The sequence below is a fragment of the Pseudomonas sp. S30 genome (assembly GCF_016518545.1).
Taxonomy (GTDB): Bacteria; Pseudomonadota; Gammaproteobacteria; order Pseudomonadales; family Pseudomonadaceae; genus Aquipseudomonas.
Genome location: NZ_JACVTO010000015.1, coordinates 102698 through 124886, shown reverse-complemented (window position 1 = coordinate 124886; position 22189 = coordinate 102698). Strand labels below are relative to the sequence as shown.

Genomic DNA, 22189 nt, shown 5'->3' with positions numbered 1-22189 from the left:
TCAGGCGCCCAGGTGCGCTTGCTGCGCCAGTCGCTCGATGGCGTCGTCCAGCGCGTCCAGGGCCTGAGGGGTTTGCGGACTGTCCTGCTTGAGCAGGGTTTCGGCACGTTGGCAGGCTGCACGCAGTTGCGGCACGCCGCAGTAGCGCGAGGCGCCATTGAGGCGATGCACCCGCTCGATCATGGCCGTGCGATCGCCCATTTCACGCGCAGCAGCGATCGCCTGGCGATCACCCTCCAGCGATGCCAGCAGCATGGTGAGCATGTCGGCGGCCAGGTCCGGCTTACCTGCGGCAAGGCGCAGGCCTTCTTCGTGGTCCAGCACCACCGGTTCGCTGCTGTCGGCCAGGCGCTCGGTGCCGCGCTCTGGCGACGGCGTGCCCAGGCTCAGGCCGGTCCACTTGTTCACCACCTGTGCCAGCTGGCGCTCGCTGATCGGCTTGGTCAGGTAATCGTCCATGCCGCTGTGCAGCAGGGCGCGCTTCTCGTTGGCCATGGCGTGCGCGGTCAGGGCGACGATCGGCATGGGCGCGCCATCGTGTCGGGTTTCCCAGTCGCGGATCTGCTCGGTGCAGGCGCAACCATCCATGCCCGGCATCTGCACGTCCATCAGCACCAGGTCGAAGGTCTCGTCCTGGACCGCCTGCACGGCCGCGAAGCCGTTGTCGACCGCCGCCACGCTGGCGCCCATGTCTTCGAGCAGGGTCTGCACCAGCAGCAGGTTGGCCGGGTTGTCGTCCACGCACAGGATCCTGGGCGCACGGCTGCCGATACCCTGGCGCACCTCGGCAGGGGGACGGCTGGGCTGCATCAGGTCCAGCAACAGGCGCCGCAACTTGCGGGTGCCGACGGGCTTGCTCAGCAACTGACCGTGGCCATTGGGCAGGAAGGGATGGTACTGGGCCTGCTCGGTGGTCGGGCACAGCACCACGCATTGGCAGACCAGGCGATCGAGCTGCTGCTGGTACTGGCCCAGGCGTTCGGGCGCCAGGTTGCCCAGGTGAGCGCCGAGCACGGCCAGCTCGAACGGCTGACCCGCCTGACTGGCCGCCTGTACCCCTTGCAGCAGCTGCTCGAAGGAAGTAAATGCGCTGACGCCCAGCCCCCAGTCTTCGAGCTGATGCTGCAAGGCCTGGCGCGCCAGTTCATGGCTGTCGACGATCGCCACGCGGCGGCCTGCCAGCGCTTGCAGTGGCAGGACTTCGCTGTCGTCGTGGGCCTTGGGCAGGTTGAGGTTGATCCAGAACTGGGAGCCTTCGCCCGGCGTGCTGTCGACGCCGATCTCGCCGCCCATCTGCTCGATCAGGCGCTTGGATATCACCAGCCCCAGGCCGGTACCGCCCGGCTGGCGCGACAGCGAATTGTCGGCTTGGCTGAACGCCTGGAACAGGGCCCGCACATCCTGGGGTGACAGGCCGATGCCGGTATCCTGCACGCTGATGCGCAACTGCGCGGTGTTCTCGTGCTCGTCCTCGACCATCGCGCGAACGACGATGGTGCCTTCGCGGGTGAACTTGATGGCGTTGCTCACCAGGTTGGTGAGGATCTGCTTGAGGCGCAACGGATCGCCGATCAGCGACAGCGGCGTGTCGCGGTAGATCAGGCTGACCAGCTCCAGGTGCTTGGTGTGGGCGGCGGGCGCCAGGATGGTCAGCGTGTCCTCGATGATGTCGCGCAGGTTGAACGGCACGCTGTCGAGCACCAGCTTGCCGGCTTCGATCTTGGAGAAGTCGAGAATCTCGTTGATGATGCCCAGCAGGTTGTCGGCCGACTTCTCGATGGTGCCCAGGTAGTCGAGCTGGCGGGGCGTGAGTTCGCTTTTCTGCAGCAGGTGGGTGAAGCCGAGAATGCCGTTGAGCGGCGTGCGGATCTCGTGGCTCATGTTGGCGAGGAACTCGGACTTGATGCGGCTGGCCTCCAGTGCCTCCTTGCGTGCCATGTCCAGCTCGATGTTCTGGATCTCGATGGTCTCCAGGTTCTGGCGCACGTCTTCGGTGGCCTGGTCGATGCTGTGCTGCAATTCCTCGTGGGCGCTGTGCAGAGTCTCGGCCATGCGATTGATGCCGGCGGCCAGCTCGTCCAGCTCGACGCTGCCCATCGCCGGCAGGCGTTCCTCCAGGTTACCTTCCTTGAGCTGGGTGACCGCATGCTTGATACGCCCGATCGGCCCATTGATCGCCCGACTCATGCGCAGCGCCAGCAGTACGTTGAGGCTCAGGCAGGCGAGAATCAGCAGCAGGCTGGTGAACAGGTTGCGATAGCCGCGCAACAGGGTGCCGTCGTGTGACAACTCGATTTCGACCCAGCCCAGCAAGCGCTCGCTTTCGTTCGGCACTGCCTCGGTGGCCAGGTCGCGGTGGTGGCCGAAGACCGGCATCAGGTAACGCGTGGCGTCGTTGCCGCTGCGTTGCAGCAACTGCGTGCCGGTGCCGCCGCTGGGCGGTGGATTGAGCATGCTCGGGCCGGCATGGGCCAGGCGCGAGCGGTTCGGGGCCAGGAAGGCCACGGCGCGCACGTCGGCCTGCTCCAGGGCCTCTGCAGCGATGCGCTCGAGCTGCGCCGGGGTGTTCTGCGCCATGGCTGGGGCGGCCAGGGGCGCCAGTTGCTCGGCGATCATCTTGCCGCGTTGCAACAGTTGGCTGCGCAGTTCGTTCTGTTGCAACCAGGTGAAGTAGCTGCCCAGGACCAGCGCCATCAGCCCTGCAGGCAGAAGGGCCAGCAGCAGTACGCGGCTTCTGATTCCCAAACGATCGAGCACACTGGTCTCCTGTCATGTGCGGGCGGTCCGTCCGGACAGGACGGCGACCTGGCTGAACGTTAACCTGCGCTGGGCCGCATTGCACGGGTTTGTGCGGATGGGCGCGAGCGGTGGCGGGGACTACCCGGCCAGATGAATCGATATAGCCGAACGCTATATCTCCCGACGATTGCGTGATATGGCCGAACGGGCTTTGCCGGTATGATAGGCGCCCCTGCCGTCCTGATTGCGAAGACGCCCATGACCTTGCAGTACCCCACCATCGCCGATTGCGTCGGCAACACCCCGCTGGTCCGCCTGCAGCGCATGGCCGGGCAGACCAGCAACACCCTGCTGCTCAAGCTCGAGGGCAACAACCCTGCCGGGTCGGTGAAGGATCGCCCGGCGCTGTCGATGATCGAGCGGGCCGAGCTGCGCCAGCAGATCAAGCCTGGCGATACCCTGATCGAGGCGACTTCCGGCAACACGGGCATCGCCCTGGCCATGGCGGCGGCGATCAAGGGTTACAAGATGATCCTGATCATGCCGGACAACTCCACGGCCGAGCGCAAGGCGGCGATGACTGCCTATGGCGCGCAGCTGATCCTGGTGACCAAGGAGCAGGGCATGGAGGGTGCCCGGGACCTGGCCGACCGTCTGCAGGCCGAGGGCCGTGGATTGGTCTTGGACCAGTTCGCCAACGGCGACAACCCGGTGGCTCACTACACCAGCACCGGCCCTGAGATCTGGCAGCAGACCCAGGGCAGCATCACCCACTTCATCAGTTCGATGGGCACCACGGGCACCATCATGGGCTGCTCGCAGTACCTCAAAGAGCAGAATCCGGCCGTCCAGGTCATCGGGCTGCAACCGATGGAAGGCGCCGCCATTCCGGGTATCCGCCGCTGGCCTGAGCAGTACCTGCCGAAGATCTTCGATGCCACTCGCGTGGATCGGGTAGTGGATCTGTCCCAGGACGAGGCCGAGGCCACCATGCGCCGGCTTGCCCGCGAAGAGGGCGTTTTCTGTGGCGTGTCCTCTGGCGGTGCGGTTGCGGCGATGCTGCGGCTGTCCCGTGAAGTGGAGAATGCCGTGATGGTCGCGATCATTTGCGACCGCGGCGACCGCTACCTGTCCACCGGCCTGTTCGACGCGACCTGATGTCCAGAAAGAAAACCCATGGCAGCGGGCTGCGCTTCCAGCCTGCCGGCGGCGAGCGCAGTGCGCAGGTGCCGGTCGGCAAGAAACAGCGACTGCAGATCGAGCGCCTGGCTGGCGACGGCCGCGGCATCGTCTTCAACGAGGGGCGCACTTGGTTCGTCAGTGGCGCACTGGCCGGCGAGACGGTCGAGGCGCGGGTGCTCAACGCCCGCGGCAAGGTGGTCGAGGCGGGGTTGGAGCGCGTGTTGCAGGCCAGTCCCGAGCGCCGCGAGGCGCCCTGCCGGCACTACGCCCGCTGCGGCGGCTGTACGCTCCAGCACCTGCCGCACGAGGCCCAGTTGGCGCTCAAGCAGCGTCAACTGGCCGAGCAACTGCAACGCGTGGCGGGGATCCAGCCGCAGGAATGGGCCGCGCCGCTCAGTGGGCCGGAATTCGGCTACCGCCGCCGGGCGCGCATCGCCGTGCGCTGGGAGGCCAAGGCGCGTGTGCTGCACGTGGGATTGCGTGCCGAAGCCAGCCAGGACATCGTCGCCATCGACGAATGCCCGGTGCTGGTACAGCCTTTGCAGGCGATCCTGCGCCACTTGCCCACCGTGCTGCGCAGCCTGAGCAAGCCTCAGGCGCTGGGCCATGTCGAGCTGTTCAGCGGGACTGCCGTGGCGGTGCTGGTGCGGCATGTGGCGCCGCTGCCCGACGAGGATCAGGCGCGCTTGCGGGCGTTCTGCGATGAGGCCAGGGCGCAGCTGTGGCTGCAGGGAGAAGGCGCCCCGGCGGCGCAGGATCCCGACGCGCAACTGGGTTTCACCCTGGATCCCTGGGGGCTGGAACTGGCCTGGCGGCCAGGCGACTTCGTCCAGGTCAATGCGCCGGTCAACGCACTGATGGTCGAGCAGGCGTTGGCCTGGCTGGATGTGCAACCCCACGAGCGGGTGCTGGACCTGTTCTGCGGCCTGGGCAATTTCGCCTTGCCGCTGGCGCGACACGCGCGCGAGGTGGTGGCGGTGGAGGGCGTGCAGGCGATGGTGGCGCGCGCCGCGGCCAACGCGCAGGCCAACGATGTGCATAACGCGCGGTTTTTTCAGGCCGATCTGGCACAGTCGCTGAGCGACGCCGAGTGGGCCACCGAGGGCTTTTCTGCGGTACTCTTGGACCCACCTCGCGACGGTGCCCATGAGGTGGTACAGGGCATTGCCCGTCTCCGGGCCAAGCGTCTGGTATATGTATCGTGCAACCCCGCGACGCTGGCGCGAGACGCGCAGGTGCTGGTCGGCCAGGGGTACCGGTTAAAAAGGGCCGGGATTCTCGACATGTTTCCTCAGACGGCGCATGTCGAGGCCATGGCGTTATTCGAAGCGGACCAGTGATTTCAGGTCCCTTGGTACGGCTTCCAGGGAATGGAGGCGGTACGGTTGATGGCCAGGGCGCCCGTGGGGCGCGCTGTATGGAAAGGTAAACGAAACATGGTACAGGTGAGAGTGCACCAGCCGGTCAACACCGACGGCAGTATCAACCTCGATGCATGGCTGGATCATGTGGTGAGCGTCGATTCGGCGCTGGATCGTGCGGCGCTCAAGGAGGCGTGCGATTTCGCCCAGGCGGTCGAGAAGAAAGGCAATCCGGCCAAGCATTCCTGGGCCGACGGCACGTCCAGCTATCAGGCGGGCCTGGAAATCGCCGAGATCCTCGCCGACCTCAAGCTCGACCAGGACTCCCTGGTGGCCGCGGTGATCTATCGGGCGGTGCGCGAGGGTAAGGTGACCCTGGCCGAAGTCGGCCAGCGCTTCGGCCCGGTGGTGTCCAAGCTGATCGACGGTGTACTGCGCATGGCTGCCATCAGCGCCAGCCTGAGCCCGCGCCAGTCGCTGGTGCTCGGCTCCCAGGCGCAGGTCGAGAACCTGCGCAAGATGCTCGTGGCCATGGTCGACGACGTGCGTGTCGCGCTGATCAAGCTGGCCGAACGCACCTGCGCCATCCGCGCGGTGAAATCCGCCGACGACGAAAAGCGCCTGCGTGTGGCCCGCGAGGTGTTCGACATCTATGCGCCGCTGGCCCATCGCCTGGGCATCGGCCACATCAAGTGGGAACTGGAAGACCTTTCGTTCCGCTACCTGGAGCCGGATCAGTACAAGCAGATCGCCAAGTTGCTGCACGAGCGCCGGCTGGACCGTGAGCGCTTCATCTCCGATGTGATGAACCAACTGCAGAACGAGCTGCTGGCCACCGGGGTCAAGGCCGATATCAGCGGTCGGGCCAAGCACATCTATTCGATCTGGCGCAAAATGCAGCGCAAGGGTCTGGAATTCAGCCAGATCTACGACGTTCGTGCCGTGCGCGTGCTGGTCCCGGAGATCCGCGACTGCTACACCGCGCTGGGTATCGTCCATACCCTCTGGAGGCACATTCCCAAGGAGTTCGACGACTACGTCGCCAACCCCAAGGAGAACGGCTACCGCTCGTTGCACACCGCCGTGATCGGCCCGGAGGGCAAGGTGCTCGAAGTGCAGATCCGTACCCACGGCATGCACGAGGAAGCCGAGCTGGGGGTGTGCGCGCACTGGAAGTACAAGGGCACAGACGTCAAGTCCAGCTCCAATCACTACGAGGAGAAGATCTCCTGGTTGCGCCAGGTGCTGGAATGGCACGAGGAACTGGGTGACATCGGCGGGCTGGCCGAGCAGCTGCGGGTGGACATCGAGCCGGACCGGGTTTATGTGTTCACCCCGGATGGCCATGCCATCGACCTGCCCAAGGGCGCCACGCCGCTGGACTTCGCCTACCGCGTGCACACCGAGATCGGCCACAACTGCCGCGGAGCCAAGATCAACGGGCGCATCGTGCCGCTGAACTACAGCCTGCAGACCGGCGAGCAGGTGGAGATCATCACCAGCAAGCACGGCAGCCCCAGCCGCGACTGGCTCAACTCCAACCTGGGGTATGTCACCACGTCGCGCGCGCGGGCCAAGATCGTTCACTGGTTCAAGTTGCAGGCCCGCGATCAGAACGTCGCCGCCGGCAAGACCCTGCTCGAGCGCGAGCTCAGCCGTCTGGGTCTGCCCCAGGTCGACTTCGAGCGCCTGGCGGAAAAGGCCAACGTCAAGACCGCCGAGGACCTGTTCGCCGCCCTGGGAGCGGGCGACCTGCGCCTGGCGCACCTGGTCAACGCTGCCCAGCAGTTGCTCGAACCGGAGCGAATCGAGCAGGTCGAGCTGATTCCGCGTCAGGCGCGCGGTATCCGCTCCGGCAAGCGCAGCGATATCCAGATCCAGGGCGTGGGCAATCTGCTCACGCAAATGGCCGGTTGCTGTCAGCCGCTGCCGGGCGATGCCATCGTCGGCTACATCACCCAGGGCCGTGGGGTGAGCATTCACCGTCAGGACTGCGCCTCGGTGCTGCAACTGGCGGGCAAGGAGCCCGAGCGCATGATCCAGGTCAGCTGGGGGCCGATCCCGGTGCAGACCTACCCGGTCGACATCGTCATCCGCGCCTACGACCGTCCTGGGCTGCTGCGTGATGTCTCGCAGGTGCTGCTCAACGAGAAGATCAACGTGCTGGCGGTAAATACCCGCTCGAACAAGGAGGACAACACCGCGCTGATGTCGCTGACCATCGAGATTCCCGGGCTGGATGCCCTGGGTCGTCTGCTGGGGCGCATCTCGCAGTTGCCGAACATCATCGAGACGCGGCGCAACCGGACGCCCTGAGACTGTGTGCCCTTCTGCCGGTCGGACCGCCAGAGGGGCCAATGGATGTACACGACATGACCTACACCCTCGACGACCTGCTGCACCTCATGGCCCGACTGCGCGACCCGCAGCACGGTTGCCCGTGGGACCTGGAGCAGGATTACGCCAGCATCGTCAAGCATACGCTGGAGGAGGCCTACGAGGTGGCCGATGCCATCGAGCAGGGCGATTTTCCCCAGCTGCGTGGTGAACTCGGCGATCTGCTGTTCCAGGTGGTGTACTACAGCCAACTGGCGCGGGAGGAAGGCCGCTTCGACTTCGCCGCCGTGGTCGATTCGATCACCCGCAAACTGATCCGTCGTCACCCCCATGTGTTTCCCACCGGCGATCTGTACGCACCGGCCGATGCGCCGCGGTTGAGCGAGGAACAGGTCAAGGCGCGCTGGGAGCAGATCAAGGCCCAGGAGCGCGCCGAGAAGTGCGAACCGCAGCAGCTGTCGCTGCTCGACGATGTGCCTGGCGCCTTGCCGGCGCTGTCGCGCGCGGCCAAACTGCAGAAGCGCGCGGCGACCGTCGGTTTCGACTGGTCCGATCCGCTGCCGGTGCTGGACAAGGTTCGCGAAGAGCTGGACGAGGTCTTGCAGGCCATGGCCGAAGGCGATGCCGAGGCCGTGCAGGACGAGATCGGCGACCTGCTGTTCGCGGCCGTCAATCTGGCCCGCCATCTCAGGCAGGATCCGGAAGACGCCCTGCGCCGCGCCAACCGTAAATTCGAGCGACGTTTTCGCTTCATCGAACAGGCCCTGCGCGACACGGGCCGGCCGATCGAAGCCTGTAGCCTTGACGAGCTGGATGCCCTGTGGGGCGAAGCCAAGCGTCAGGAAAAGAACCTGCCCAGCTGCGGCTGAGCCGATGCATAAGTGAGTGAACACCCATGAGCCTTTCCCTTCGCGATCAATTGCTCAAGGCCGGTCTGGTCAACCAGAAGCAGGTCTCCCAGACCAACAAGGCCGAGAAGAAACAGAAGCGCCTGCAGCACAAGGGCCAGGTGGAGGTAGACGACAGCCAGCAGCGCCTGGCCAAGGAAGCTCTCGCCGACAAAGCCAGGAAGGACCAGGAGCTCAACCGCCAGGTCCAGGAGAAGGCCGAGCAGAAGGCGCGTGCTGCCCAGGTCAAGCAATTGATCGAGGCGACCCGCCTGCCCAAGCTGACCACCGAGGACTACTACAACTTCGTCGACGACAAGAAGGTCAAGCGCATTGCGGTCAATGCCCTGATGCGCAGCAAGCTGAGCAATGGCTCGCTGGCCATCGTGGCCCATGGCGGGGGTTATGAAGTGATTCCGCGCGAGGCGGCGGTGAAGATCCAGGAGCGCGACGCCAGGCGTATTCTGCTGCTCAACACCCATGTCGAGGAAGCCGACGAGGACGATCCGTACGCCGCTTACAAGATCCCCGACGATCTGATGTGGTAAACGACGAAAACCCCGCGAAGGCGGGGTTTTTCGTGGGCGCTGCTTACTGCGTGCGACGCTGGCTCTCGAGTGTTTCGAGTTCCTGACGATACTGGTGTGCTTCGTGTTCGTTGTGGAACATGCCGACCAGTTCACCCTGTTGGTGCACGTCCCAGATCCGCACGCCTGCGGCAAGGCCTTCGTGGGACATTTTCGATTCATCGCGTTCGGTCACTTGAACAGTCATCGGTAAACTCCACTTTGGTTGGTCTGCGACACTGTGTCGCACACCTCCTTTATAGAGTTAGATAGCAGACTAAGTAAATAAACGGACGATGAAACAATGTTCATGGAACCCATTGCGCCTACAGCGACTGACAGGCGCGCCAGAATCGTCGCTGCACAAAAAAGCCCCGCGCTGAGGCGGGGCTGGAGCAATGGGGCGCGAGGCCTCAGTTGCCTTTGACGGTCTTGCCGTCGACCGTACCGTCCTGCAGCACGATCACGTACTCCTTGCCGTCGTTCTCGACCTGGCGCAACTGCACCAGCAGGTAATCCCAGTCCTTGGCGAACCACAGCTCGGTGATACGTTTGCTCTGGCTCGGGTCGCGCACGCGCTCGACCTTGACCGCCTCCACCTGACCGCTCTTGGTGGAGACTTTCTCGGTGCCCAGCACGCGGAAATCGTAGTTGTCGACCTCATCGCCGTCGACCACCGGGTAGGTCATGCTCTTCTTGCCGGCGGCCACATCATGCTGCAGCGCCAGCTGATAGGTGGACTTGTCCAACACGCCGCGGTTGAGCGGCAGGCTGATGGCATCGCCACGGTCGCTGCCGGTGACTTTTTTGCTGGTCCAATCGAAGTCCAGGTCGACTTTCTTGGCCTTGCCCAGGCCGCCCCGTTCGAAGTGGTACTTCAGCGGGAGCAGGGCATCGTTCTCCATGCGCACCGTGCTCTGCTCGGTGAGGCTGGCGATCATCATGGAGGCCTTGAAATTCAGGTCCCAGGTGCCGTTGGCATTCTTGACCAGGCTACGCTCGGCGGTGCCGCTCATGGGCAGCTGTTTCCAGTCGGCGGTATAGCTGGCCGAGAAGGGCTTGAGGTCGGCTGCCTGGAGTGGCAGGGCGAGTACGGCGAGAGCCAGTAGCAGGGCGCGACGCATATGTTCTCCTAGGGTCGAATCAAGTGACCGCTGGCCGCCAGCGGTTGGCCATCCAGCAGTGCCCCTCGCTCGCCCAGGCGCAAACGGCCTTCGGCGAACCAGCGCACGGCCAGCGGGTAGATCTGGTGTTCCTGTCGGTGGACCCGTTGTGCCAGGCTCTGCGCATCGTCGCTTGGCGCGACCGCCACCACAGCCTGTACGACCAAGGGCCCGCCATCGAGTTCCTCGGTGACGAAGTGAACGCTGCAGCCATGTTCCGTGTCACCGGCATCCAGTGCGCGCTGATGGGTGTGCAGGCCTTTGTACTTGGGAAGCAGGGACGGGTGGATGTTCAGCAGGCGCCCTTGGTAGTGGCGCACGAAGTCGCCACTGAGGATGCGCATGAACCCTGCCAGCACCACCAGATCGGCGGCGAAGCCGTCGATCAGTTGCATCAGGGCCGCGTCGAAGGCCTCGCGGCCCTCGAAGCCGGCGTGCTCGAGCACCGCGGTGTCGATGCCAGCGGCGCGGGCACGCTCCAGACCGTAGGCGTCGGTGCGATTGGCGATGACGGCGCGGATCCGTGCCGGGCTGCCCTCGGCGCGGGTGCTGTCGATCAGCGCTTGCAGGTTGCTGCCGGAGCCCGACAGCAGTACGACCACATTGCAGGTGTCACTGGGCATCAGTGTGCCTTGAGGTTGTGCAGCTCGACCTGGGCCGCGCCTTCGGCGGCGACTTCGATGCGACCGATCACCCACGGTTGCTCGCCAGCCTGGCGCAGGACGTTCAGGGCGTTGTCGACCTGATCCTGTGCCACGCAGATGACCATGCCCACACCGCAGTTGAGCACGCGGTGCATCTCGTGTTCGTCGACGTTACCCTGCTGCTGCAGGAAGTCGAACACCGCCGGGCGCTGCCAGCTGGCCACGTCGACCACCGCCTGGGCGCCCTTGGGCAGCACGCGCGGGATATTGTCCAGCAGACCGCCGCCGGTGATGTGGGCCATGGCCTTGACCGCGCCGGTCTGCTTGATCAGCGCCAGCAACGGCTTGACGTAGATGCGTGTCGGGGCCATCAGCAGGTCGGCCAGCGGCGTACCGTCGAGCTGGGTGTTGCCGATGTCGGTGCCGGAGACTTCGAGGATCTTGCGGATCAGCGAGTAGCCGTTGGAGTGCGGGCCGGAGGAGGGCAGGGCGATCAGGGCGTCGCCAGCGACGACCTTGGAGCCGTCGATGATGTCGGCCTTTTCCACCACGCCGACGCAGAAGCCGGCCAGGTCGTAGTCTTCACCTTCGTACATGCCCGGCATCTCGGCCGTTTCGCCACCGACCAGCGAGCAGCCGGCCAGTTCGCAGCCGGCGCCGATACCGGTCACCACGGTGGCGGCCACGTCGACATTGAGCTTGCCGGTGGCGTAGTAGTCGAGGAAGAACAGCGGCTCGGCGCCACACACCACCAGGTCGTTGACGCACATGGCGACTAGGTCCTGGCCGATGCTGTCATGCTTGTTCAGATTCAGCGCCAGGCGCAGCTTGGTGCCGACGCCGTCGGTGCCGGAGACCAGCACGGGCTGCTTGTAACCGGCCGGGATCTCGCAAAGGGCGCCGAAGCCGCCCAGGCCACCCATGACCTCAGGGCGTGCGGTGCGCTTGGCCACGCCCTTGATGCGTTCGACCAGTGCTTCGCCGGCGTCGATGTCTACACCGGCGTCCTTGTAGCTCAGGGAGGGTTGCTTGCTCATTGATCCAGGCCTTTAGAGGGAGGGATTCAGGAAAACGACCAGCGCGGTCAAGCCCGGCTCCAAGGGCGGCGGCTGCCTGTACGTGACTGGTCGGCGAAGGCGCGCGATTTTATCAGGGTTGCCCGGCAGCGGCCATCCTCCATTGCGCCGGCGGTGGCAACCGGCGATGGGCAGGCTATAAGAAAAGACAGGCGGTGGCGCCGCGCGCTTTTGCTTGCCGCTGACCGCTCGCAGCTTGTAGTTTCTGCGAGGACAGTCATCTGGACAGGAATTCTCCATGCGTTTTATTCAGTACCTGGCAGTGGCCTGTGCAGGGTTGATCGCCGCGACGGCCCAGGCCGAAACGGTTTCCGGTCTCTATCAGGTCCGCGAGCCGGTCGATGGCCAGGGCAGCGACGCCCGCACCCAGGCCACGGCGAAGGCGCTGGACACCTTGGTACTGCGCCTGACCGGCGATCCCAAGGCGATTGAAAACCCGGCGGTCGCTGCGCTGCGCAAGAACCCTCAGCAGATCATCAACCAGGTGGGCAGCGAGGCTGGACCGCCCGAATCCGTGGTGGTCGAGTTCGACCCCGGCAGCACCGAGCGCGCCTTGCGCCAGGGCGGCCTGGCGTTGTGGGGCAGCAATCGGCCTTCGATTCTCGGCTGGTGGCTGAACGACAACGTCGACGGCAGCAGCCTGGTGGGCGATGGCCAGAGCAGCGCCGAGCCCCTGCGCCAGGCCGCTCAGCACCGCGGACTGCCGCTGCGACTGCCGCTGGCCGACCTGCAGGAGCAATTGGTGGCCAATGCCAAGCAGCTTGAAAGCAAGGACCCGGCGCCGTTGCGTGAGGCCGCCGACCGCTATGGCGCCGATGCACTGCTGGCGGTGCACGCCCAGGAAGCCGACGGCAAGTGGCAGGGCAAGTGGCAGCTGTGGCTGGGCGATCAGCGCGAACAAGGCACTGCCCAAGGCGCCGACCAGGCGTCGCTGGCCGACGCGGTGATGCTGGCGATCAGCACCCGCCTGGCGCCACGCTACGTGATTCGTCCAGGCGCCAGCAGCGACCTGCAGCTTCAGGTGCAGGGCATGAACCTGCAGCGCTACGCGGAACTGGGACGGGTGCTCGAACCTTACGGCCCGCGGTTGCAGAGCGCTGAAGGCGACACGCTGACCTATACCGTCAGCGGCAATCGAGAGCAGCTGCGTGCCCAGTTGGGCCTGGCGCACCTGCAAGAGGCGCCGTCAGAGCCCGCGCCGGTCGCCGCACCCGCACCTGTGGTGGAGGGGGCGCCTGGCCAACCTTCGGCACCACCGGCCCCAGCGGCGCCGTTCGATGGCCTGCGCTTCCACTGGTAAGGAGAGTCGTTCATGACCGATGTGCGCCGCTGGGTCTGGCTGGTTGTTGCCCTGCTGATCGCCGTGCTGCTGTACCTGCTGCACAACATCCTCTCACCGTTCCTGGTGGGCATTCTGCTGGCGTATCTGGCCGACCCCTTGGTCGACCGCCTGGAACGTTGGGGGCTGTCTCGTACCTGGGGCGTGGTGGTGGTGTTCGGCCTGTTCACCTTGATCTTCCTGGCCTTGCTGCTGGTGCTGGTGCCGATGCTGGCCAAACAGCTGGTGCGCCTGTACGAGCTCACCCCGCAGATGCTCGACTGGCTGCAGCATGTGGCGCTGCCCTGGGTGCAGAGTCGCCTGGGGCTGGCGGACGGCTTCTGGAAGTTCGACAAGATCAAGGCGGCCATCGGCGAGCACATGGGGCAGACCACGGACATCGTCGGTGTGGTGCTGTCCCAGGCCACCGCCTCGAGCCTGGCCCTGATCGGCTGGTTGGCGAACCTGGTGCTGATCCCGGTGGTGGGCTTCTACCTGCTGCGCGACTGGGACCTGATGATGGCCAAGCTGCGCAGCCTGCTGCCACGCCAGCGCGAGGCGCAGGTGGTGGAGCTGGCGGGCGAGTGCCATGAAGTGCTGGGGGCGTTCGTCCGCGGCCAGTTGCTGGTGATGCTGGCGCTGGGCGTGATCTACGCGGCGGGCCTGTCATTGCTGGGCCTCGAACTGGGGCTGCTGATCGGCTTGCTGGCAGGCCTGGCGGCGATCGTGCCGTACATGGGCTTCATCGTCGGCATTGGCGCGGCCTTGATTGCCGGGCTGTTCCAGTTCGGTGGCGACCTGTACCCCATGCTCGGTATCGTCGCGGTATTCATGGTCGGACAGGCCCTGGAGGGCATGGTGCTGACGCCCCTGCTGGTGGGCGATCGCATCGGCCTGCACCCGGTGGCGGTGATCTTCGCCATTCTTGCCGGTGGCGAGCTGTTCGGCTTCACTGGCGTGCTCCTGGCGCTGCCGGTGGCGGCGGTGATCATGGTCTTGCTGCGCCACGCCCATGATCTCTATAAAGAGTCGGACATGTACGCTGGCGACATCGACCCGCAGTTGTAATCGGCGCCTGCCCGGCCAGGCGCCGGGCATTTTGTCCCTGGGACAAAGCGCCACCTTGACGGATGGAACGGCAATTTGTTTGTGCTGGCATTTCAGTTACAATCCGCAACCGTTTCAGCCGATCCACGTCAATCAGACCAAAGGCTGTCGCGCTCACGGGTTCTCTGGCAGCCGAACAATGATCACAAAAAGCCTGCGCTGAAGAACAAGTTACACCCGGGCCAGCCACAGGCCCTCCGTTCTACTGACTGGAAGTGATCAATGTTCAAGAAAGCTGGCAAGACCTTGCTGAGTCTGGCTGTCGCGGCGTCCTTCATGCAGGCCCACGCCGAAGACGCCAAGAAAGTCGACGTGTTGCTGATCGGCGGCGGCATCATGAGCGCCACCCTGGGCGTCTGGCTCAACGAGCTGGAGCCGGGCTGGTCGATGGAAATGGTCGAGCGCCTCGATGGCGTCGCCGAAGAAAGCTCCAACGGCTGGAACAACGCCGGTACTGGCCACTCCGGCCTTGCCGAGATGAACTACACCCCGATCGACAAAGACGGCAACGTCAGCATTACCAAGGCGGTGGAAATCAACGAAGCCTTCCAGGTGACCCGTCAGTTCCTCGCCTGGCAGGTGCGCCAGGGCGTGCTGAAGAACCCGCACTCGTTCATCAACAGCACCCCGCACATGAGCTTCGTCTGGGGCGATGACAACATCTCCTACCTGAAGAAGCGCTACGAGGCGCTGCAGGCCAGCCCGCTGTTCCGCCCGATGCAGTATTCCGAGGACCACGCGCAGATCGCCAAGTGGGTGCCTCTGATGATGGAAGGCCGCGACCCCAACCAAAAGCTGGCGGTCACCTGGACGCCGATCGGCACCGACGTCAACTGGGGTGAAGTGACCCGTCAGTACGTCAGCCACCTGCAGACCCGCGACAACTTCAAGCTGAAGCTGTCCAGCGAAGTGCGCGACATCACCCGCAACAAGGACGGCTCCTGGCACGTCGAGTACAAGAACCTGAAGACCGGTGACACTGCCGCCACCGATGCCAAGTTCCTGTTCATCGGTGCCGGCGGCGGCGCGCTGAAGCTGCTGCAGAAATCGGGTATTCCTGAAGCGCAGAATTACGGCGGCTTCCCGGTCGGCGGCTCGTTCCTGGTCACCGAGAACCCTACCATCGCCATGCAGCACATGGCCAAGGCCTACGGCGTGGCCTCCACCGGTGCACCGCCCATGTCGGTACCGCACCTGGACACCCGCGTGCTGGACGGCAAGCGCGTGATCCTCTTCGGGCCATTCGCGACCTTCTCGTCGAAGTTCCTCAAGAACGGCTCCTACCTCGACCTGCTCAGCAGCACCACCGTGCACAACGTGTGGCCGATGACCAAGGTTGGCGTGGATGAATTCCCGCTGGTCGAATACCTCGCCGGCCAGCTGATGCTGACGGACGACGAGCGCATGGAAGCCCTGCGCACCTACTTCCCGCACGCCAAGAAAGAAGACTGGCGCCTGTGGCAGGCTGGCCAGCGCGTGCAGATCATCAAGAAAGACCCGGAGAAGGGTGGCGTGCTGAAGCTGGGCACCGAAGTGGTGACCTCCGATGACCGTACCCTGGCGGCCCTGCTGGGTGCTTCGCCAGGCGCCTCGACCGCCGCGCCGATCATGATGAACGTGCTGGAAAACGTGTTCAAGGACAAGGTCGCCACTCCTGAGTGGCAAGCGCGTCTGCACGAGATCGTGCCGAGCTATGGCACCAAGCTGAACGACTCGCCTGCCGCCGTGCAGAAAGAGTGGAACTACACCGCCGAAGTGCTGCAGCTGGACAAGCCGCCGGTGATCGACCAGAGCGTCGGCACCAGCACCGGCACCGAGCCGAGCGCACCTGTCGAGAGCAAGGCCTCCAACGACATGGCGTTGTAAGGCGCTGCACTGCACCCGTTCCGCCTTCTGGCGGGCCGGTTGGCGCTACACCGAGCCACGCGCTTCGTCATCGACGAACGCGTGGCTTTTTTGTGGGCGTTGCGAAAAGGATGATGCAACAAGAATATGCATTAATGCATTGAATAAAAATGCATCTGCGCATAGATTGTTTGAGAGGCCTCTTATCAGGCCCCTCAACCCACTCAAGAGGAAACGTTTCAATGACAACTCTTTATTCCGCACAAAACGCTATCCCGTTCGCGGCGCTGCCAACTACCAATGGTGTGATACAGCGATTCCGAGCGACTGCTACCAACTCCGCGATAGCTGCTTATTCCCCAGATGGTCTGGCGCAGGCGCCTATTTATGGCTTGGCCAGCCAGCCTTTGCAGGGCGATGAGATCGTGAGCGGGGGCAATGTCACGCTAGTGTCGCATGTCGGTGGTTCACTCAATGATGGTGCGCTGTGCTGGATACTTCTGGAATGTGAGGGCGGTACCCAGCAAGTCGCTGATGCGACCCGTAGCCAGCATGCGGTGACTCTTGGGCAACTGATTGGCTACGCGGGGGCGACACCTGGGGACATCAAGTACAGCGCCGCCAGAAGCGTCCCGGGAGGCTGGCTCAAAGCCGATGGAGCCGAGGTTTCGCGCAGTACTTATAGTGCGCTGTTCGAGGCCATTGGCACTACCTTCGGACAAGGTGACAGTTCGACTACCTTCAATGTTCCAGACTTGCGCGGTGAGTTCATCCGTGGTTTCGACGATAGCCGGGGTGTCGACAAGGATCGCGTGTTCGGTACTCTGCAAAAAGGCAGTCTTTTGGCCTACGACACAACTCAAAGCAAGCCCAATGGTATCTGGAGTGCCAGTACCACTCAAAACGGCGGCGCCGCTTCACAGGTGGCGATGGGGGTCGATGCATATTCGACCAGTGACTATGCCAGCGTGGCCCTGGGGGGGGGGATGCTACCGTAAACTACTCTTCCCCAGGTTTAGCCCAAGACCGCGGTTACTCGGGGATTATGCGTCCGCGCAACCTGGCCCTACTCGCATTGATCAAATATTAATCACTGCCTGCAACCAAACAACGCCCGCGCATGGTCGAAGCACTGCTGTGCGATGGCCGGGCGCGGCTCGCTGCGTCGCAGAAGCAGGCCGACCGGGCTGTGGATGCGCGCGTCGTCCACTGGCACGATGCGCAGGTGTTCGTTCAGCGCCTCCAGTCCACAGTCCAGCGGCATCACCGCGCAGCAGATGCCGGCGTTCACGGCCTGGATCAGATGGAAGGTGGAGTCGCTTTCCAGCACCGCCTGAGGCTCCAGCGCGCGGCTGCGAAAGCTCAGGTCCAGCGACTGGCGATAATGCATGCCCTTGCTCAGCAGGCCCAGCGGCACGTCGGCCAGTGCCTCCCACTGCAGTCGCTCGCCTTCGAACTGAAAGTGCCGGGTGTCGTGCAACAGGCCCATCGTGGTGGTGCCCAGCTCGATCACTTCGAAGAAGCTCAAGTCGACCTGGTCCAGGTAGCAGAGGCCCAGGTCGAGCTGGTTGCGGCTCAGGCCAGCGACGATCTGCTGCGAGCTCAGCGAACTCAGTTGCAGATGCAGTTCCGGGTACTTCTCCCGCAAGGGCAGCAGCAGCGTCATGGGATCGAAGCTGGCCAGCGGCACGCTGCCCAGGCGCAGGTTGCCCACCACCTGACCACGGCAGCTGGCGGCTTCGGCATGCAGGCCATCGTGGGCGGCCAGCAGGGTCTTGGCCCAGGCCAGGATACGCTCGCCGGCTTCGGTGAAACCTTCGAAGCGCTGGCCGCGCTCGACCAGCACCAGGTCGAGTTCTTCTTCCAGATTGCGCAGGCGCATCGACAGGGTCGGCTGGGAAATATGGCACAGCTCGGCGGCCTGGCCGAAGTGGCGGGTCTGGTCGAGGGCGATGAGGAACTTGAGCTGCTTGATGTCCATGGTCCGGCCTGGCGAGGAAGGGGGCGGACCGTACGTCGCCCATACAGGACGCTCGCGCCGCACGGCTAGGGTGACGCAAAAGGCCCAGCGTGACAAATCGACGCGCTCGTCATCAGCTCAACACGTGCTCGACCGGCTCCAGTACCGCAGGCAATGGTTCGCCCAGGGCCGACAGCACATCGCGTTCTATCATGCGGACCAGGGCGTCGGTGGGCAGGTCGTTCTCGTCGCGGCCGAACGGGTCTTCCAGCTCGTTGCCGATCGCATCCAGCCCCAGGAAGGTGTAGCTGACGATGGTGGTGAACAGTGGCGCCAGCCAGCCGAGCGGCTCGGCCAGGGCGAACGGCAGCAACAGGCAGAAGATGTAGATGGTGCGGTGCAGCAGCAAGGTGTAGGGAAACGGCAGGGGCGTGCCCTTGATCCGCTCGCAGGTCGCTTGCACCTCGGACAGCCCGACCAGCCGCTGTTCGAGGGTCATGTAGCGAAACTCGCCAATGCGCTGCTCGCTGGCAAGGCGCGCGCACTGCTCGCCGATATGGCGCAGGATGCCGTCGCACACGTTGTGCGGCGAGATCGCTGCGCCCTGCGCCAGCCAAGGCGCAGCTGCCTGCGCGTCGTCTTCGCCGCGCAGGCGCGCGTTGAGCCCGTGGGCGAAGCCGCACAGGCTACGCAGCAAGCTGGCCCGCTGGGCGGGGTCGGTGATGACAACGCTCTCGCGCACGAACGAGCGGACTTCGATGATCATTCGTCCCCAGGCTTTGCGTCCTTCCCACCAGCGGTCGTAGCAGGCGTTGTTGCGAAAGCTCATGAAGATCGACAGCGACAGGCCCAGCAGCGTGAAAGGCGTGGCGCTGACCGGATAGAAAAACGCCGGGTAATGCCGTTCCACCAGCACGATCAGCGCTGCCAGCAGGGTCACCATCAGGCAGCGCCATGCGATGCGCTTGACCACCGAGCCGCGCAAGGTGAACAACATGCGCAGCATGTCGGTGTGGGTATGGACGATCAAGGCGATTCCAGAGGCGGCCGCTCAGCCACCGGTCATGTTCATGAAACGCAGGATCTGCACCTCGCCGCCCACTTCGAAATGATGGCGATAGGGCTTGAGGTGCAAGGCGTCGCGGATGGCCTGGTCCAGGCGGTCGCGGTCGCCGGGATGGCTGCGCAGCACCTGCTTGAGGTCCAGCGAGTGTTCGTTGCCCAGGCACAGCAGCAGGCGGCCTTCGACGGTCAGCCTCACGCGGTTGCAGGTGGCGCAGAAATTGTGACTGTGGGGCGAGATGAAGCCGACACGGGTGTGCGGTGCCTCGGCCAGGCGCCAGTAGCGGGCCGGGCCTTGCGAGGATTCGGCCGACTCGATCAGGGTGAAGCGTTCGGCCAGGCGCGCACGCACTTCGTCGCTGGAGTAGAACGACTCGCCCCGCTCATGCTCCTGGATCACCCCCAGTGGCATTTCCTCGATGAACGTGATATCCAGCTCGCGGTCGATGGCGAACTGCACCAGATCCACCAGTTCATCGTCGTTGCGCCCCTTGAGCACCACGCAGTTGAGCTTGGTGCGGCGAAAGCCCGCACTGCGGGCAGCGTCGATGCCGGCGATCACCTGGTCCAGGTCGCCAGTGCGGGTGAGGGCCTTGAAACGGGTACTGTCCAGGCTGTCCAGGCTGACGTTCAAGCGCGAGACGCCGGCCGCGAACAGCGGGTCGGCCAGGCGCACGAGCTGTGAGCCATTGCTGGTCAGGCACAGTTCGCGCAGGCCGGGCAGGGCGGCGATGCGTGCGCACAGCTCGACGATGCCCTGGCGCACCAGCGGCTCGCCACCGGTCAGGCGGATCTTGCGGGTGCCCATGGCGACGAAGCGCTCGGCGACCTGGTACAGCTCCTCGAGGCTGAGGATCTGCTGGCGCGGCAGGAACTGCATGTCTTCGGCCATGCAGTAGACGCAACGGAAGTCGCAGCGGTCGGTGACCGACATCCGCAGGTAGTCGATTTTCCGGTTGAAATCGTCGATCAGGGCCGCAGGGTGCTGTTCCACGTTCGCGCTCGAGGCAGGAGACGGCAATCGCGCCGCACATGGAGTCCACGCTATAACCTGTGCAGCGGCACGTCAAATCGCTTTCGCCGACTGGGCGATAGGTCTGCTCTATCGCCTGAGCCCTAGGTGCTCAGCGCGAGACCGGAAAGGCCGTGGTGTACTTGATCTGCTCCATGGCGAAGCTCGACGTGATGTTCGACAGGCCTTCGGTTGAGGTGATCAGGCGCTTGTAGAAACGGTCGTACGCGGCGATGTCGCTCACCACCACCCGCAGCATGTAGTCCCAGTCGCCGGACATGCGATAGAACTCCATCACTTCCTCGAAGGCCGTGACGGTGCGGGCGAATTCTTCGAGCCAGACGCTGTCGTGGCGCTGGGTCTTGAGCTGGACGAACACGCTCAGGCCCAGGTTCAGGCGTTGCGGGTCGAGCAGGGCGACGCGGCTGCGGATGTAGCCGTCGTCCTCCAGGCGCTTGACCCGTTTCCAGCATGGCGTGGTCGTCAGGTTGACGGCCTCCGCCAGGTCCTTCAGCGAGATCGAGGCGTCACGCTGGAGCAGGGTGAGGATGTGCTGGTCGAAACTGTCCATCGCGTTCGTGCCGTTCGTCTGCAATCGTGGGAGAAGTGCAGCCTAACGCACTCGCTGGCCTGCTCGCCATTGGGCAAAGGTAGCGGCGTGTCGGGACCGGTTATGCCATAGTGGCGCTCTTTTCCGACCCCCGCAGAAGCCTCCGATCATGGCCGACAAACCGCGCAGTTTCGCTACCCGTACCATTCATGCCGGCGAGCAGTCCAGTGTGGCCGATAACGCCATCTTTCCGGCCATCGTCACCTCCAGCTCGTTCATCAAGCGCGGCCTGGATGACAACCCCGAATATGCCTACAGCCGTGTCTCCAATCCCACACGCCATGCCTATGAAACCTGCGTCGCGGCGCTGGAAGAGGGTGTCGGCGCCGTAGCCTGCGCCTCGGGTGTGAGCGCCACCGCCACGGTGCTCGAACTGCTGCCCAAGGATGCCCACGTGGTGGTGATGAATGGTGTCTACGGTGGCACATTCCGTCTGATGGAAGACTACCGGTCGCACAGCAGCGGGCTGACCACGACCTACGTCGACCTCAACGACCTGGACGCCGTGGCCGCGGCCATTCGCCCCGAGACACGAATGATCTGGCTGGAGTCGCCGACCAATCCGCTGCTGCACCTGGTCGACATCGCGGCGCTGTGCGAGCTGGCCCGTGCGCGGGGCATTCTCACCTGCATCGACAATACCTTCTGCTCGCCCTGGAACCAGCGCCCGCTCACCCTGGGCGTCGATCTGGTCATGCACTCGGCGAGCAAGTACATCGGCGGCCACTCCGACCTGACCGGTGGCGTGGTGGTGGCGGGCAATGCCGAGTTGCTGGCGCGCCTGCGTCGGATCAGCATGGCGGTGGGGGCGATCCAGGGGCCGTTCGACTGTTACCTGGCCCTGCGCGGCCTGAAGACCCTCGATGTGCGCATGGAGCGTCAGTGCGCCAATGCGTTGCGCGTGGCGCAGCACCTCGAGGGGCATCCGATGGTCGAGCAGGTGTTCTACCCGGGGCTGCCAAGCCATCCGCAGCATGCCTTGTGTCAGCGCCAGATGCGCAGCGGCGGGGCGGTGGTGGCACTGCGGGTGAAGGGCGATCGGGCCGCGGTCAATCGCCTGGTCGAGGCACTCTCGATCTTCGTGCTGGCCGATTCGCTGGGCGGCGTGGAAAGCATGATCAACCATTCCTGGAGCATGTCGCACAACTCGCTGAGCCCGGCGCAGAAGGCGAGCATGGGCATTGGCGAAACGCTGCTGCGCCTGTCGGTCGGCATCGAGGACAGCGCTGACCTGATCGACGACCTGGAGACGGGTTTTCGGGCTGCCGCGGCCGTCCAGCGCTGACGCTGCCCCCTGGGTGGGTGCAGGGCGCCGAGCGT

General features: G+C 64.6%; 19 protein-coding genes. 10 read left to right on the top strand and 9 right to left on the bottom strand.

From position 1 onward, the window contains the following. The gene (locus tag IAE34_RS17260; RefSeq protein WP_200140178.1) at window positions 1-2757 is read right to left on the bottom strand and encodes a response regulator; all 2757 of its coding nucleotides are present in this window, start codon (window positions 2755-2757) and stop codon (window positions 1-3) included. 240 nt (window positions 2758-2997) lie between these two features. On the opposite strand from IAE34_RS17260, the gene cysM reads away from it, so the two are divergent. From cysM to IAE34_RS17235, 5 genes are all read left to right on the top strand, one after another. Beyond that, entirely contained in the window at window positions 2998-3897 is a 900-nt protein-coding gene (cysM, locus tag IAE34_RS17255; RefSeq protein ID WP_200140177.1) for a cysteine synthase CysM, read from the top strand. Next, window positions 3897-5261, top strand: a complete 1365-nt coding sequence (gene rlmD / locus IAE34_RS17250; protein WP_200140176.1) for a 23S rRNA (uracil(1939)-C(5))-methyltransferase RlmD — start codon at window positions 3897-3899, stop codon at window positions 5259-5261. The genes cysM and rlmD overlap by 1 nt, the downstream gene beginning before the upstream one ends. 96 nt (window positions 5262-5357) lie before the next feature. Then, the gene (gene relA, locus IAE34_RS17245; protein WP_200140175.1) at window positions 5358-7598 is read left to right on the top strand and encodes a GTP diphosphokinase; all 2241 of its coding nucleotides are present in this window, start codon (window positions 5358-5360) and stop codon (window positions 7596-7598) included. Window positions 7599-7654: 56 nt separating this feature from the next. Further along, on the top strand, window positions 7655-8488 hold the full coding sequence (gene mazG, locus IAE34_RS17240) for a nucleoside triphosphate pyrophosphohydrolase (protein ID WP_200140174.1): 834 nt from the start codon (window positions 7655-7657) through the stop codon (window positions 8486-8488). A gap of 26 nt (window positions 8489-8514) precedes the next feature. Next, complete coding sequence (locus tag IAE34_RS17235; protein ID WP_200140173.1) at window positions 8515-9054, top strand: DUF2058 domain-containing protein; 540 nt, start codon at window positions 8515-8517, stop codon at window positions 9052-9054. 43 nt (window positions 9055-9097) lie between these two features. On the opposite strand, the gene IAE34_RS17230 is transcribed toward IAE34_RS17235, so the two are convergent. The 4 genes from IAE34_RS17230 to purM all read right to left on the bottom strand — a co-directional run bounded on the left by IAE34_RS17230 (window position 9098) and on the right by purM (window position 11916). Next, a complete protein-coding gene (locus tag IAE34_RS17230) occupies window positions 9098-9280 on the bottom strand; it encodes a hypothetical protein (RefSeq protein ID WP_200140172.1) in 183 nt (60 codons plus the stop codon). Between the two features lie 205 nt (window positions 9281-9485). After that, a complete protein-coding gene (locus IAE34_RS17225) occupies window positions 9486-10196 on the bottom strand; it encodes a DUF3108 domain-containing protein (protein WP_200140171.1) in 711 nt (236 codons plus the stop codon). 8 nt (window positions 10197-10204) lie between these two features. Further along, the gene (gene purN, locus IAE34_RS17220) at window positions 10205-10858 is read right to left on the bottom strand and encodes a phosphoribosylglycinamide formyltransferase (RefSeq protein WP_200140170.1); all 654 of its coding nucleotides are present in this window, start codon (window positions 10856-10858) and stop codon (window positions 10205-10207) included. Then, window positions 10858-11916, bottom strand: coding sequence for a phosphoribosylformylglycinamidine cyclo-ligase (gene purM, locus IAE34_RS17215; protein ID WP_200140169.1), 1059 nt, complete (start codon window positions 11914-11916; stop codon window positions 10858-10860). Before purM ends, purN begins: the two co-directional genes overlap by 1 nt. Before the next feature lie 277 nt (window positions 11917-12193). Between purM and IAE34_RS17210 the strand changes: the two genes are divergently transcribed. The 4 genes from IAE34_RS17210 to IAE34_RS17195 all read left to right on the top strand — a co-directional run bounded on the left by IAE34_RS17210 (window position 12194) and on the right by IAE34_RS17195 (window position 17223). Continuing rightward, complete coding sequence (locus IAE34_RS17210; RefSeq protein ID WP_200140168.1) at window positions 12194-13255, top strand: DUF2066 domain-containing protein; 1062 nt, start codon at window positions 12194-12196, stop codon at window positions 13253-13255. A 12-nt stretch (window positions 13256-13267) separates the two neighbouring features. Then, window positions 13268-14341 (top strand): AI-2E family transporter, encoded by a 1074-nt coding sequence (locus IAE34_RS17205; RefSeq protein WP_200140167.1) that lies wholly within the window; start codon window positions 13268-13270, stop codon window positions 14339-14341. A gap of 261 nt (window positions 14342-14602) precedes the next feature. Further along, window positions 14603-16246: a malate dehydrogenase (quinone) gene (mqo, locus tag IAE34_RS17200; protein WP_200140166.1), complete on the top strand. Its 1644-nt coding sequence runs from the start codon at window positions 14603-14605 to the stop codon at window positions 16244-16246. Between the two features lie 221 nt (window positions 16247-16467). Next, a complete protein-coding gene (locus IAE34_RS17195) occupies window positions 16468-17223 on the top strand; it encodes a tail fiber protein (protein ID WP_233631204.1) in 756 nt (251 codons plus the stop codon). Window positions 17224-17315: 92 nt separating this feature from the next. Here the strand turns inward: IAE34_RS17195 and IAE34_RS17190 are convergent, their stop codons facing one another. The 4 genes from IAE34_RS17190 to IAE34_RS17175 all read right to left on the bottom strand — a co-directional run bounded on the left by IAE34_RS17190 (window position 17316) and on the right by IAE34_RS17175 (window position 20830). Beyond that, window positions 17316-18206 carry a LysR family transcriptional regulator gene (locus IAE34_RS17190; RefSeq protein WP_200140164.1) on the bottom strand — a complete coding sequence of 297 codons (891 nt, stop codon included), beginning with the start codon at window positions 18204-18206 and terminating at the stop codon, window positions 17316-17318. A 112-nt stretch (window positions 18207-18318) separates the two neighbouring features. Next, window positions 18319-19215: a bestrophin family protein gene (locus IAE34_RS17185; protein WP_200140163.1), complete on the bottom strand. Its 897-nt coding sequence runs from the start codon at window positions 19213-19215 to the stop codon at window positions 18319-18321. A gap of 21 nt (window positions 19216-19236) precedes the next feature. Further along, on the bottom strand, window positions 19237-20241 hold the full coding sequence (moaA, locus tag IAE34_RS17180; protein ID WP_200140162.1) for a GTP 3',8-cyclase MoaA: 1005 nt from the start codon (window positions 20239-20241) through the stop codon (window positions 19237-19239). Window positions 20242-20371: 130 nt separating this feature from the next. After that, entirely contained in the window at window positions 20372-20830 is a 459-nt protein-coding gene (locus IAE34_RS17175; protein ID WP_200140161.1) for an Lrp/AsnC family transcriptional regulator, read from the bottom strand. 148 nt (window positions 20831-20978) lie between these two features. Between IAE34_RS17175 and IAE34_RS17170 the strand changes: the two genes are divergently transcribed. After that, complete coding sequence (locus tag IAE34_RS17170; protein ID WP_200140160.1) at window positions 20979-22154, top strand: trans-sulfuration enzyme family protein; 1176 nt, start codon at window positions 20979-20981, stop codon at window positions 22152-22154. Window positions 22155-22189 lie beyond the last annotated feature (35 nt).

Bases quoted from the DNA above. Each gene is read 5' to 3' on its own strand.
- purN (WP_200140170.1), bottom strand. From the start codon at position 10,858: ATGCCCAGTGACACCTGCAATGTGGTCGTACTGCTGTCGGGCTCCGGC.
- IAE34_RS17205 (WP_200140167.1), top strand. From the start codon at position 13,268: ATGACCGATGTGCGCCGCTGGGTCTGGCTGGTTGTTGCCCTGCTGATC.
- rlmD (WP_200140176.1), top strand. From the start codon at position 3,897: ATGTCCAGAAAGAAAACCCATGGCAGCGGGCTGCGCTTCCAGCCTGCC.
- mazG (WP_200140174.1), top strand. From the start codon at position 7,655: ATGACCTACACCCTCGACGACCTGCTGCACCTCATGGCCCGACTGCGC.
- IAE34_RS17210 (WP_200140168.1), top strand. From the start codon at position 12,194: ATGCGTTTTATTCAGTACCTGGCAGTGGCCTGTGCAGGGTTGATCGCC.
- cysM (WP_200140177.1), top strand. From the start codon at position 2,998: ATGACCTTGCAGTACCCCACCATCGCCGATTGCGTCGGCAACACCCCG.
- IAE34_RS17225 (WP_200140171.1), bottom strand. From the start codon at position 10,196: ATGCGTCGCGCCCTGCTACTGGCTCTCGCCGTACTCGCCCTGCCACTC.
- IAE34_RS17175 (WP_200140161.1), bottom strand. From the start codon at position 20,830: ATGGACAGTTTCGACCAGCACATCCTCACCCTGCTCCAGCGTGACGCC.
- IAE34_RS17195 (WP_233631204.1), top strand. From the start codon at position 16,468: ATGACAACTCTTTATTCCGCACAAAACGCTATCCCGTTCGCGGCGCTG.
- IAE34_RS17230 (WP_200140172.1), bottom strand. From the start codon at position 9,280: ATGACTGTTCAAGTGACCGAACGCGATGAATCGAAAATGTCCCACGAA.
- purM (WP_200140169.1), bottom strand. From the start codon at position 11,916: ATGAGCAAGCAACCCTCCCTGAGCTACAAGGACGCCGGTGTAGACATC.
- mqo (WP_200140166.1), top strand. From the start codon at position 14,603: ATGTTCAAGAAAGCTGGCAAGACCTTGCTGAGTCTGGCTGTCGCGGCG.
- IAE34_RS17170 (WP_200140160.1), top strand. From the start codon at position 20,979: ATGGCCGACAAACCGCGCAGTTTCGCTACCCGTACCATTCATGCCGGC.
- IAE34_RS17190 (WP_200140164.1), bottom strand. From the start codon at position 18,206: ATGGACATCAAGCAGCTCAAGTTCCTCATCGCCCTCGACCAGACCCGC.
- relA (WP_200140175.1), top strand. From the start codon at position 5,358: ATGGTACAGGTGAGAGTGCACCAGCCGGTCAACACCGACGGCAGTATC.
- IAE34_RS17235 (WP_200140173.1), top strand. From the start codon at position 8,515: ATGAGCCTTTCCCTTCGCGATCAATTGCTCAAGGCCGGTCTGGTCAAC.